Annotated in this window: 11 protein-coding genes and 1 tRNA gene; 5 read left to right on the forward strand and 7 right to left on the reverse strand. The window is 47.3% G+C overall.

Features of this window, described 5'->3' with window-relative positions; translation table 11 throughout:
- Window positions 1–29 precede the first annotated feature (29 nt).
- From HQN60_RS03740 to HQN60_RS03755, 4 genes are all read left to right on the forward strand, one after another.
- Window positions 30–105 (forward strand) — tRNA-His (locus HQN60_RS03740).
- A 448-nt stretch (window positions 106–553) separates the two neighbouring features.
- Window positions 554–823: a hypothetical protein gene (locus HQN60_RS03745; RefSeq protein ID WP_173532411.1), complete on the forward strand. Its 270-nt coding sequence runs from the start codon at window positions 554–556 to the stop codon at window positions 821–823.
- 67 nt (window positions 824–890) lie between these two features.
- A complete protein-coding gene (gene sbcB / locus HQN60_RS03750) occupies window positions 891–2,327 on the forward strand; it encodes an exodeoxyribonuclease I (protein WP_173532412.1) in 1,437 nt (478 codons plus the stop codon).
- A gap of 74 nt (window positions 2,328–2,401) precedes the next feature.
- Entirely contained in the window at window positions 2,402–2,620 is a 219-nt protein-coding gene (locus HQN60_RS03755; protein ID WP_173532413.1) for a DUF6500 family protein, read from the forward strand.
- An 86-nt stretch (window positions 2,621–2,706) separates the two neighbouring features.
- Here the strand turns inward: HQN60_RS03755 and HQN60_RS03760 are convergent, their stop codons facing one another.
- Window positions 2,707–6,594, reverse strand: a complete 3,888-nt coding sequence (locus HQN60_RS03760) for a CHASE domain-containing protein (RefSeq protein WP_173532414.1) — start codon at window positions 6,592–6,594, stop codon at window positions 2,707–2,709.
- 100 nt (window positions 6,595–6,694) lie between these two features.
- Window positions 6,695–7,324 carry a LysE/ArgO family amino acid transporter gene (locus HQN60_RS03765; RefSeq protein WP_254456672.1) on the reverse strand — a complete coding sequence of 210 codons (630 nt, stop codon included), beginning with the start codon at window positions 7,322–7,324 and terminating at the stop codon, window positions 6,695–6,697.
- A 92-nt stretch (window positions 7,325–7,416) separates the two neighbouring features.
- Here HQN60_RS03765 and HQN60_RS03770 point away from each other — a divergent pair, with 92 nt between their 5' ends.
- Window positions 7,417–8,319 (forward strand): LysR family transcriptional regulator ArgP, encoded by a 903-nt coding sequence (locus HQN60_RS03770; protein WP_173532415.1) that lies wholly within the window; start codon window positions 7,417–7,419, stop codon window positions 8,317–8,319.
- A gap of 85 nt (window positions 8,320–8,404) precedes the next feature.
- On the opposite strand, the gene rplS is transcribed toward HQN60_RS03770, so the two are convergent.
- From rplS to ffh, 5 genes are all read right to left on the reverse strand, one after another.
- Window positions 8,405–8,785 carry a 50S ribosomal protein L19 gene (gene rplS / locus HQN60_RS03775; RefSeq protein WP_173532416.1) on the reverse strand — a complete coding sequence of 127 codons (381 nt, stop codon included), beginning with the start codon at window positions 8,783–8,785 and terminating at the stop codon, window positions 8,405–8,407.
- A gap of 44 nt (window positions 8,786–8,829) precedes the next feature.
- Entirely contained in the window at window positions 8,830–9,591 is a 762-nt protein-coding gene (gene trmD, locus HQN60_RS03780) for a tRNA (guanosine(37)-N1)-methyltransferase TrmD (protein WP_173532417.1), read from the reverse strand.
- A 32-nt stretch (window positions 9,592–9,623) separates the two neighbouring features.
- On the reverse strand, window positions 9,624–10,166 hold the full coding sequence (rimM, locus tag HQN60_RS03785) for a ribosome maturation factor RimM (protein WP_308419424.1): 543 nt from the start codon (window positions 10,164–10,166) through the stop codon (window positions 9,624–9,626).
- Window positions 10,167–10,169: 3 nt separating this feature from the next.
- Window positions 10,170–10,412 carry a 30S ribosomal protein S16 gene (gene rpsP / locus HQN60_RS03790; RefSeq protein ID WP_173532418.1) on the reverse strand — a complete coding sequence of 81 codons (243 nt, stop codon included), beginning with the start codon at window positions 10,410–10,412 and terminating at the stop codon, window positions 10,170–10,172.
- Window positions 10,413–10,609: 197 nt separating this feature from the next.
- Window positions 10,610–11,953, reverse strand: a complete 1,344-nt coding sequence (gene ffh / locus HQN60_RS03795) for a signal recognition particle protein (protein ID WP_173532419.1) — start codon at window positions 11,951–11,953, stop codon at window positions 10,610–10,612.
- Between the last annotated feature and the right edge of the window lie 50 nt (window positions 11,954–12,003).

The following is a 12,003-nucleotide window of genomic DNA, read 5'->3' on the forward strand; positions in this document are numbered from 1 at the left end:
GAGAATTCGCAGATTATTAAAGTTTTGTGGTGGCTGTAGCTCAGTTGGTAGAGTCCAGGATTGTGATTCCTGTTGTCGTGGGTTCGAGCCCCATCAGCCACCCCACAAAAATCAAGGCCTCAACGCAAGTTGGGGCCTTGTTCATTTCCGCAGCAAAAATCTTATTTCTCCATTACATCGATAAATTTAATATTTTCTTTATCTACATGTAGCACGGCATCAAGTCTGTCCAGCCTCTCGTTAGCAATCTTTTTGCTAACTCATCAAAAAAATCCGACTCATCATTCAAGTTTTTGTTTTTCAATTTGTCAGTTCGGCCATTTAAACTCAGCCCATCCAATTTATTTTTCCCTTACTGAGAAAATATTTCATCAATTCCAGTAATTTAATCCCCCCTCACCGACGCCACTCTGCGCGATTCCCCCACCCTAGTCAGTAAAAAATGCGTACTAGCGAAACGTTTTAAGCGACAACTTGATTTTAAAACGCGTCTTTTTTCATTCTCTTGATTTAAATCGCAGTTTTTTTAACCGACTACTCGCACACTGAACGCATGAAATCTGCTTTTGCACATTTAAATCTCACTTGCCACGCCAAAAAAAGCTGTGCGCCCTGCGATTGTTCGGATGCCGAAATTGCGATTCGCCATTTTGCTAGCGGCAAGCATCTTTTAGGCGCGATGAGTACTGAGCAACGCGATTGGTGTCTTGATGAAATTAAGCGCTTTATGCCCGAGCAAAATCGCAGTGAACTGGCGGCGCTGAATGACGATGCTTTGGCGCGTTGGGTATTAAAAAGCTGGCGCTACTCGGTTCGCTTTTAATTTTGCCACGCCCAAAATGGCGTAATCCCGTTATGATGACAAGGTTTAATCAACTGACGGTAGCGCAATGGATAGCACTTTTTTCTGGCACGATTACGAAACCTTTGGCGCAACGCCGCGCTTGGATCGACCCAGCCAATTTGCCGGGATTCGTACCGATAGCGAGCTCAATGAAATCGGCGAGCCGTTGATGATCTATTGCCAACCCGCCAATGATTTTTTGCCCGATCCTTTTGCTTGCCTACTCACAGGCATTACCCCGCAAACTTGCTTGGAAAAAGGCGTCCCCGAAAATCAATTTGCCAATTTAATTGAACGCGAGTTGGCTCAACCCGGCACGATTGGCGTGGGTTACAACACCATTCGATTTGATGATGAAGTGACGCGTTATCTATTTTGGCGCAATTTAATGGATCCCTATGCCCGCGAATGGCAGAACGATTGCTCGCGCTGGGATTTACTTGATGTAGTTCGCGCCTGCTATGCACTGCGCCCTGCCGGGATTGAATGGCCAGTGAATGACGAAGGAAAAGTCAGCTTTAAGCTTGAGCACCTAAGCCAAGCCAACCATCTGGCGCATGAGGCGGCGCATGACGCCTTATCAGACGTCAGAGCGACGATTGCTTTAGCTCGGCTGATTCGCGAAAAACAACCCCGGCTGTTTGATTTTTGCCTCGCTTTACGCAAAAAAGATCGCGTCTTTGACGAAATCAATCTGGCCAATCCAAAGCCTTTTATTCATATCTCCGGCATGTATGGCGTTGATCGCGGCAATTTGGCTATCGTTTGGCCGCTGGCGACACATCCAAGCAATAAAAATGAAATCATCGTTTGGGATTTAGCCTTTGATCCTAGCGAGCTATTTACGCTAGATGCGGCAACGATGCGCGAGCGAATGTTTAGCAAACAAGCCGATTTAGCCGAGGGCGTTACACGACTGCCCATCAAGACCATTCATGCCAATAAATCGCCGATTGTGGTCAGCAATTTAAAAACGCTGAGCGCCGAGCAAGCGGCCCTTTGGGGCGTTAATCTGGACGCCATTCAAACGCATGCCGCTAAGTTGGCCAATAGCCCCGATTTAAACACCATTTGGCGCGATGTTTTTAAGCGGAATAACCAAGGTGAAACCATCGATGTCGATGCCAATTTATACGGCGGCTTTGTTTCTCCGACCGATCGCCGCACTCTGAATCGCATTCGCACCCTCTCGCCAGAAAAACTCGCGCTAGAGCAAGCGCACTTTGACGACAGGCAGCTCGAAGAGTTGTTCTTCCGCTATCGCGCCCGAAACTACCCAACCAGCTTAAATGAGCAAGAAATACAGCGCTGGGATAAATGGCGTAGTGACAAATTATTTGATGGCGCGGCAGGCGCGCGGACGCTAGAAGCGTATAGCGAAGAAATTGATCGCCTTTCTGAAGATGCCGACGAGCGCGGCGAGACGATTTTAGCTGCGCTGTATGATTATGCAGAAATGATTGCGCCAGAAATAAACTATTGATGTATTGGCCTGTAGCTTATATTTCTATTTAAATACAGGCCGATACCCATAAATAATCCCTTATGGTTGCCGCAATGAGCCCAATTCTTAAACAAAAAATACGCCAAGTTTGTGAGCAAAAAATCGCGGCAAAAGGCGGCAATGTGGGCTTATCTTTTTATGCTTTTTTCGCCAATAAAAACACGCATCCCGCCTTATTGATGGAGGCCGCCACGTGCTGGATTCAAACGCATCAGCTCGATCATTTTGAAAAAGCCAGCAAAATTAAAGCGCTGGTTGATGCGCAAGATTGACGTTGAATGACTGCTATTTTAAAAAATCATTTCAATGGCGACTGCCGTATCGCGATTGGCAGCGTACGACATCCTTGCCAGCCTATTTAGGCTGGCGATGGTTTCATGCCCCATTTTTCGACTATTTTTTTCAAATCTTCGATCTTGACTGGTTTCGAGAGAAAATCATTCATCCCCACTGCGTAGCAATGGCGGACATCTTCAGCAAACGCATTAGCGGTCAGCGCGACAATTGGAATACTTCGCTTTTCATTATCGAGTGCGCGAATCGCCTCGGTCGCAGCAAAACCGTCCATTTCTGGCATTTGGCAATCCATAAACAGTAAGTCGTAATTATTTTGTTGGACGGCATTGAGTGCCTCACGACCATCGGCGACCACGTCAACCCGGCAACCGATTTTCTCCAGCATCAATACCGCAATTTTTTGATTAATTTGATTGTCCTCTGCGAGCAAAACATAAGTTTTATGCTGCATCTCAGCAATATGATGCACCGTAACCAATGCCCTTTCATCCTCGGGCCTTTGCTGCAAATTGAGCACTTCGTTTAAACACGCATGTAATTGCGCAGTACGAATCGGTTTACTTAAAAATGCGGCAAACCCGATTTCTTTCGCCAAGGCCGCTTGCCCTTGCTGGCTTACTGCGGTTAATAGTACCAGCGGTAGGCTGCTATCCAACTGTCGAATGGCGCGCCCCAAGTCTAAGTTATCCAAAATGGCGACGATAAAATCGGACTGAGTGGCAACCCGAGCGAGTACGGCAGCTTCATCGGCAAACACCTCAACGACTAAACCCATACTTTGCAATTGCAAACTGAGCAACTCGCGATTAATCGCAACATGCTCCAACAGCAAAACCCGTCGCCCCTGAATGATGGGGGCCAAGCTTGGTTGGCCACCATCACGTTCGGCCACATCGAGTAACAGATTAAATGAGAAAATAGCCCCCGCACCAAGCTGGCTCTTTACCTCAATCTGACCGCCCATAATCTCGCATAAGCGCTTACAAATAGACAATCCCAAGCCGGTACCACCGAATTGTCGCGTCGTGGATGAGTCGGCCTGAGTAAAGGGCTGAAATAATTTAAGCTGCACTTCCGGCGCAATACCCACACCAGTATCTGAGATCGCAATATAGAGCCGATATTGCCGCTCATTAACTTGCTCGGCATGAACTCTGGCGAGCACTTCACCTTGCGCGGTAAATTTAATGGCGTTATTCAGCAAATTAAGCATAATTTGTCGAATGCGCGCCGGGTCACCGCGCAATCGCCAGGGCGTAGAAGGATCAATCAAGCATGCCATCGCTAGATTTTTTTCTGCGGCTTTCGCCGAAACCAAATCAAATGAATCTTCTAAAGTGCAGCGAACGTCAAAGTCGATCTGCTCAATTTCTAATTTACCGGCTTCAATTTTTGAAAAATCGAGTAAATCATTAATTTGGCACAGCAATAAATCACCGCCGGAATGAATCGCAGCCAAAAATTCATGTTGCTGACGATTTAATTCGGTATCGGCCAATAGCGATGAGAAACCTAAAATAGCATTCAGTGGCGTTCTAATTTCATGGCTCATATTGGCCAAAAATGCACTCTTCGCTTGATTGGCTAATTCGGCGACATGTAGTGCTTCTGATAATTCATTTTCGATTTGTTTTCGTGCCGTTAAATCCATAATAATGGCGCCAAAATACACTGCGCCATTAAATTCCCAAGCCGATAGCGAACACACAATGGGAAATTCATCCCCCTGCCGATGTAATGCCAATAATTCTGCTTGATGTGCAAACCCAATTTCACTGCCCACCCTAGCATTGGCAGCAAACATTGCTTGATAAATTGCTCGGTCTGCTGGCGAAATCAGTATTAATAAATTCTCACCGAGTATTTCTTCTTTACCATAGGCAAATAATTTTTCGGCACTGGCGTTAAATGACAAAATTCGCCCGGAGGCGTCAGTAACAATAATGGCCTCACCTGCGGTATCGACCAATGAACTAAATTTGGCCTCAGATTCTCGCAACGAAGCGGCCATTGTTTTTGCTAAGCGCATCGCTTTATGATTACTCAGCAATAATGTGCGCAATAATGCAAACAATAAAACACTCACCAGCAAACCACCCATCAAAATATTTCTTTCATTTTGATAGCCAACAGCAGCAACAAACGCCTTACTCGGCGCTAGTTGTAATGTCCATTGGTGATTAGGTAAATTCAATGTAAATACCTGCTGGCGTAAATCTGAATCGCCCAAAGCCGGTATTGTCTGATTTGCGAACATCAACGCCTTAGGGTTCGTGCTAACGCCATCAAACAACTGGATATTGAACTGTTGTAATCCTTGTCCTAGGGTGGCCAAGGTCCAATCTTTCATCCGAAATGGGCTGGCAATCACGCCACGAAAAGCAGCTTGCCGTTGCGCCACGGTACTCGTCGGCATCGCTCGCTGAAATAGCGGCACCATTAAGATGCTGCCGTTTTGTTGATCTTGCTGCGTTTCTTGTCGCAACTTAATTTTGCCAGTGAGCGTCGGCTGGCCGGTATCCCGAGCCAACTCAATAGCACGACGTCTTACCGTTTCAGAGTACAAATCAAAACCGATTGCACGTTGGTTTCGCCAATTACCGGGTTCCAGATAGGTGACTGGAGTGTAGATTTCTCGTTCTCCTGCCGGTTGAATTTGGAAGTTTGGTCTGATTTTTTGCTGCGTTTTTTCAAACTGCGATTTTTGCGCCGCGCCACGTAGATATGCGGCATAGCTAATTCCCTGCACGCCCGGTAGGCGCTGTTGTATAAATAGGTGCTCGATATACTGATGCCACTCTTCGGGGCTAGTAATATCTTTAATGGCAAACAAGCCATTCACACTGAGCAAAATGTGCTCATAGATTTTAATTCTTTCATTGATCCGCTCGGCCAATTCATGTGCTTGACGATTAAATTGCAATTGATTTTGTTCTCGCCGACTTTTTTGCGCCTGATCCCAAGCGGTAATGGTCAAAGCAATGCCAATCAACAACACCAACCAAGGCATTAAATCTTTAGCTTCAACGCGATGGCTCAGTGCGAGTTGTTGGCGCTCATTCAAATCTGCCGCTAAGGCCAATCCAATGACACACCAAACTGCGACAAAGCTATCCAATGAAATCAGCGCACTATTTAAATCCTGTGCGGCAAACGGCCCACGCCCTTGTAAAGTGGCCCAAATGGCCACAGAAACCACCACAAATACACAGCTAGTAACGCCTCGCCCCTGATCATGCCAAGCCGCCCAAGCGATTGGTGGCAATAATAAAAGCAGCAATAAAGGGGAGCTTTGTGCAAAAAAAGGCGCAAAAACAATGGCTAATAACAGCGCCAAAGTAGCAAAAAACGCAATAATCATACTGAGTTTGGGGAATGGTTTTCGCTCTAACGCTGCTGACCAGCAGCATAAAATCAAGGGCGTCATGACCAAAATCCCACAAACATCGCCCATCCACCATGTACTGAACACATTCATCCAAGCTGCGGCAGGTAGCACGCCACCCCAGATTAAGCTCAAACAACCGATCAGGGCGCTACAGAGTGCGGCTAGCAATGCAATCAAGACCAAACGAAACACATTTTGAAATCGCGCTAATAATTGAGCATGCCCAATCCAGCGTTCAATCAGAATCGCCCCCACTAAAGCTTCCAGCGTGTTGCCTACCCCAATCGCGGCGCAGACTAAAATGCTTTGTGAATTGATCGGTAAATTTTGCGCCCACAGATTGGCGAGATTGGCGGCGAATGCCGCGATAACAAGGAAGGGTATTGAGCGATAGCCGATGAGGATGATGCCCGCGACAGCAATACCTGCTGGTGGCCAAATAGGTGAAACACTCGTCGCGGCAAATGCCAGATGCAAACTGTATTTGGCCACCACAAAATACAGCAATCCAAATAGGCAACTCGGCAAGTAAGCAGGCAAAAAGGCAAACGGATGACGCATCCTATAGGTACCTATTGAGTGAAATCCTTACGTATCATTCAATATAGCCAACAAAACAATCAGATAGCGTCATTTAATTGTCAAGAAAAACAAAATACCTTTAACTCATAACTAAGCTGCCAGCTAAAAACAACATCGTGCCGCCGGTAATGCCATCAATCCATTGCCAAGCAATAGGGCGCGACAAATATCTGGACAATGCTTGTGCCGCAAAACCCAATACCGAAAACCACAACAGCGACGCAGTAGCAGCACCTAAAATAAAACTCGGCTGCATTGGCAGCGGATAACTACCGCCAATTGAACCCAATAGCACAACGGTATCAAGATACACGTGTGGATTAAGTAGAGAAATCGCCATAATCGTCAATAAAGCACGCAGAGCGCTCACGGCCTCGGGCTGGACCTCAACCTGTAAAGTATTGCGGCGTAACATCGCCGCCCAACTGCGCAAGCCATAGCACAACAAAAAAGCGGCGCCGCCCCAGCGAGCAATCGACATCAAGATGGGCGATGATTGCACCAAAACACCCATCCCCAGCACGCCCGCAGTAATGAGTAAGCCATCCAGGGTGATACACACCGCCAAGGTCAGCAATAAATGCTGTTTTTGAATTCCCATTTTCAGTACATAGGCATTTTGTGCTCCAATCGCCATAATCAGCGCGGCACATAAACCCAAGGCCTTAGTAAATACCACCAGATCAAACACCATAGAACACCTCTTCAATGAGGTTTCCATTGTCATGCGAGAATACAATTAATTAAATATGATTTATTATTTCTAAGTAATCATTAAAATTTCTTAATAAATGGACTGCAATGCTCGATACCCATAAAGGCGAGGCGCTATTGGCAGTGATCGATAGCGGTAGCTTTGAACAAGCCGCCAAATCGCTACACCTCACACCATCAGCTGTTTCCCAGCGAGTCAGCGCGCTAGAAAGCCAGCTTGGCACACCACTCTTAATTCGCACCCGCCCTTGCCGCGCAACACGCGCCGGTCAGCGTTTGCTGCAATACCTACGGCGCAGCCAGTTTTTAGAGCATGAGTTTTTAGCTGAACTTGAGCATGAACAGCAGCATTTTTTGCCGGTACCGATGGTGGTCAACCACGATACCCTCGCCACTTGGTTATTACCCGCTTTGAGCCAGTTTTTGCAAGATGAGCAACTATTACTCGATATTAGCTTGGACGACCAAGACCATACTTATACCCAGCTAGAGAGTGGACATGCCTTAGTGGGGATTTCTAGCGAATCGGAAGCATTACGAGGCTGCCGTGCTCAAGCTCTCGGCATTATGCGTTATCGCTTATTGGCGCACCCTGACTTTGCCAGCCGGTATTTTCCACAAGGCTTGCAACGTGAAGCCGCGCGCCGCGCGCCATTGATGGTTTTTAATCGTAAAGATGCGCTGCAAAGTAACTTCTTATTGCGAACGCTCGGACTACCTAGCACCCATCTTAATTGTCATTTCGTGCCATCGAGCGAAGCATTTTTACAAGCCATTGAATTGGGTTTGGGCTATGGCATGGTGCCCGAAATACAATACCAGCCAGCTACGGGCCAGCGTCAGCTGATTGATCTGGCGCCAAGCCAGCCTACCGATATCATGCTGTATTGGCATTGCTGGCAAGTGCAATCCCCCAAACTAGAGCGGCTCAGTCAAGCAGTGATCCAAGCAGCCAAGCAAGCGCTATTACCATTAGCAACCGAGGGTTAAGCTCAAACAAAAAAAAACCCGCACTAGCGGGTTTTTTTCTGCGCTACGCAGGGTAGCTGGCACTTGCGTCGTTCTGAAAAAGCAATTAAGCCTTAGCAGCAACCACTTTACGTGCTGGCAATTTTTCCTTAATACGTGCAGATTTACCTGAACGATCACGGAGGTAATACAATTTAGCGCGACGAACATCACCACGGCGCTTAACTTCAACTGAAGCTACGAGTGGAGAGTAAGTTTGGAATGTACGTTCAACGCCCATACCAGAAGAAATCTTACGCACGATAAAGGCGCTGTTCAGACCACGGTTACGTTTAGCAATAACAATGCCTTCGTAAGCCTGTAGACGTTCACGAGTACCCTCTTTCACTTTTACGCTAACGATAACGGTATCGCCAGGTGCAAAATCAGGGATTACTTTGTTCAAACGAGCAATTTCTTCTTGCTCAAGTTGTTGTAACAAATTCATTGGATACTACTCCGTATGTGAAACCGTACCTTCCACGCAATGGTTTAATCCATTGAGCTTGCTGAATATTCAGTTTTGAATTCAGCCAGAAGACGAGCTTCCTCTTTAGTTAACTGACGACCTTGCAACAAATCTGGGCGGCGTAACCAAGTACGCCCCAAAGACTGCTTTAGGCGCCAGCGCCTTATTGCGGCATGATTGCCTGACATCAAGACATCAGGAACGATCATATCGCGATAATTTTCGGGACGGGTGTAATGCGGACAATCCAGCAACCCATCCACAAATGAATCTTCCACCGCACTGGCCGCGGTATTTAATACCCCCGGTATCAGGCGTGATACGGCGTCGATTAAGATCATCGCGGGCAATTCACCACCCGATAATACATAATCACCAACCGAAATTTCTTCGTCGACTTGCGATTGAATCACTCGCTCATCAACGCCTTCATAACGCCCACATAACAAAACTAAACCCGGCATTTGCGCCAAAGCTTCGGCCTTTTTATGCGTTAGCGGTGCACCTTGCGGTGACAAATAAACCGTATGCGGCACGACACCTAATTCACGCTGACGTTGCTTTGCAGCAGTCAACGCTTCATCCAAAGGTGCAGCAAACATCACCATGCCAGGACCACCGCCGAAGGGGCGATCATCAACGCGATGGTAATTATCCGTCGTGTAGTCACGCGGATTCCATGTTGTTAATCCGATTAAATTTAATTCTACCGCGCGCCGAGTTACCCCATGCGCACTGATGGCATCAAACATTTCCGGAAATAAAGTAACAACATCAAATTGCATGCAAACCTAAGCACCGTGCCATGGGATGAGGATTAATAATCCAAACCCCAGTCCACGCGCATCACACGCGTCTCAAGATTGACATCCAGCACAACGTGTCCAACAAAAGGCACAAGGCGTTCTGTTGTTTCATCTTTTACAACGATGACATCGTTTGCGCCAGTTTCAAACAGCTTCTCAATGACGCCCAAGCGCTCGCCTTGCTCATTGAATACTGCCAAGCCAATTAAATCAGCCCAATAGTATTCACCTTCTCCGGCGGCAGGCATGCTGCTACGCGGAATCGAAATTTCGCAGCCTTTGAGTGCAAATGCCGCATCACGGTCATTTACGCCTTCAAGCTTGGCGCCTAATTTCTTAGGTTGCACATGCGAATCAACGACTTTATAAGCACGGAAAACACCGTTTCGCCCTAGCCACCAGACTTTGTAGTCCAGCAAACTATCAGCATGTTCGGTATCCGCGACGAGGCTAATCCAGCCTTGAATGCCAAAAGCCCCGTTCACATAGCCCATCGATACCAAATCATTGGGTATCTCAGTAGCAGAGTGCGAGGCCTTAAGATTGTTTGACACTGATTACTTAGCTGCGTTTTTGATCAAACGAGCAACAGTATCTGAAGGCTGAGCGCCAACACCTAACCAGTAAGTTAGACGATCTTGAGTCAAACGAACGGCTTCTTCAGCACCGCGAGCTTGAGGATTGTAGAAACCTACGCGCTCGATGAAACGACCATCGCGGCGGTTGCGCGAATCAGTCACAACGATGTTGTAGAACGGGCGATCTTTTGCGCCACCACGAGCTAGACGAATCACGACCATAATAAAACCCAATATTGGTAATTAGCAGAAAGGCGGCGATTCTGCCAGAAATCGGCGTTCACCGCAAGGTCGAGCAGAGATTATGTTCTAAACGGCAATAGTGAATTGCTGTAGCACCGCGGCTTTAAAACAACTACCGGATGGGTATCAAACCGAAGCCTCAATAAAGCAAGGGCTACAACTAGATACCCATAAATTTACATACCAGGCATCATCCCTTTTAAGCCACGCATCATTTTCATCATGCCGCCGCCGGAGAACTGCTTCATCATTTTTTGTGTTTGCTCGAACTGCTTAAGCAAACGATTCACTTCCTGTACGGTTACGCCAGATCCGGCGGCAATTCGGCGTTTACGACTGGCTTTTAATAGCTCAGGCTTACGACGCTCAAGCGGCGTCATCGAATTAATAATCCCTTCAATTCGTGCCACTGATTTATCGTTCACTTGGCTATCGGCCATCGCCGCCATATTGCCTGGCAATTTATCCATCAAGGCCGACATTCCACCCATTTTTTTCATTTGCTGAATTTGGGTTTTAAAGTCTTCCAGATCAAATCCTTTACCGGATTTGACCTTTTTCATCATTTTGAGTGCTTCGGCCTCATCGACTGAATTTTTAACGTCTTCAATCAGTGAGAGCACATCCCCCATACCGAGCACGCGGCTGGCCATCCGATCTGGGTGGAATGGCTCAAGGCCGGTGAGTTTCTCTCCGGTACCTAAGAATTTAATTGGCTTGCCTGTCACGTGCCGTACTGAAAGTGCAGCACCACCGCGCGAATCGCCGTCCATTTTGGTCAGAACAATACCGGTCAATGGCAAGGTTTGATTAAAAGCTTGCGCAACATTCACCGCATCTTGACCTTGCATTGCGTCAACGACAAACAGTGTTTCAACCGGATTCACCGCCGCATGCAGGGCTTTGATTTCAGCCATCATCGCTTCGTCAATCGCTAAACGCCCCGCCGTATCGACGATTAATACATCATAAAAATGACGTTTCGCATGATCAATCGCCGCCAAGGCGATATCTACCGGCTTTTGACTTACATCAGAAGGGAACCAATCTACTGCTAATTGACCAGCCAGCGTTTTAAGCTGCTCAATCGCCGCAGGTCGATAGACGTCAGTCGACACCAACAAGACTTTCTTCTTCTGTGTTTCTTTGAGTAACTTGGCTAACTTACCCGATGTCGTCGTTTTACCGGCACCTTGCAAACCGGCCATCAAAATAACGGCAGGAGGTACTGCAGCCAAATTAAGCGCATCATTTTGTGCGCCCATTAATTTGGTCAGTTCTTCGTAAACAACACCAATCAAGGCCTGCCCTGGCGTTAAGCTACCAACAACCTCTTGGCCTTCTGCACGAACTTTGACGTCAGCGATAAATTGCTTCACCGCCGGCAGCGCCACGTCGGCTTCGAGCAGCGCCATGCGAACTTCGCGCAGCGCATCCTTCATATTGTCTTCAGTCAAGCGGGCGTTACCGCGCAGCGTTTTAACTACACCACCCAAGCGGCCGGACAGATTCTCAAACATGCGTTACACCTTTAATGCGGTTGATGCCGATTCGGCACCGACTCTGTTAG

Origin of the sequence: Deefgea piscis (assembly GCF_013284055.1) — a bacterium.
Lineage (GTDB): Bacteria > Pseudomonadota > Gammaproteobacteria > Burkholderiales > Chitinibacteraceae > Deefgea > Deefgea piscis.

Coding starts and splice junctions, on each gene's coding strand:
- HQN60_RS03745 (WP_173532411.1), top strand. CDS start 554: ATGAAATCTGCTTTTGCACATTTAAATCTCACTTGCCACGCCAAAAAA.
- sbcB (WP_173532412.1), top strand. CDS start 891: ATGGATAGCACTTTTTTCTGGCACGATTACGAAACCTTTGGCGCAACG.
- HQN60_RS03755 (WP_173532413.1), top strand. CDS start 2,402: ATGAGCCCAATTCTTAAACAAAAAATACGCCAAGTTTGTGAGCAAAAA.
- HQN60_RS03760 (WP_173532414.1), bottom strand. CDS start 6,594: ATGCGTCATCCGTTTGCCTTTTTGCCTGCTTACTTGCCGAGTTGCCTA.
- HQN60_RS03770 (WP_173532415.1), top strand. CDS start 7,417: ATGCTCGATACCCATAAAGGCGAGGCGCTATTGGCAGTGATCGATAGC.
- rplS (WP_173532416.1), bottom strand. CDS start 8,785: ATGAATTTGTTACAACAACTTGAGCAAGAAGAAATTGCTCGTTTGAAC.
- trmD (WP_173532417.1), bottom strand. CDS start 9,591: ATGCAATTTGATGTTGTTACTTTATTTCCGGAAATGTTTGATGCCATC.
- rpsP (WP_173532418.1), bottom strand. CDS start 10,412: ATGGTCGTGATTCGTCTAGCTCGTGGTGGCGCAAAAGATCGCCCGTTC.
- ffh (WP_173532419.1), bottom strand. CDS start 11,953: ATGTTTGAGAATCTGTCCGGCCGCTTGGGTGGTGTAGTTAAAACGCTG.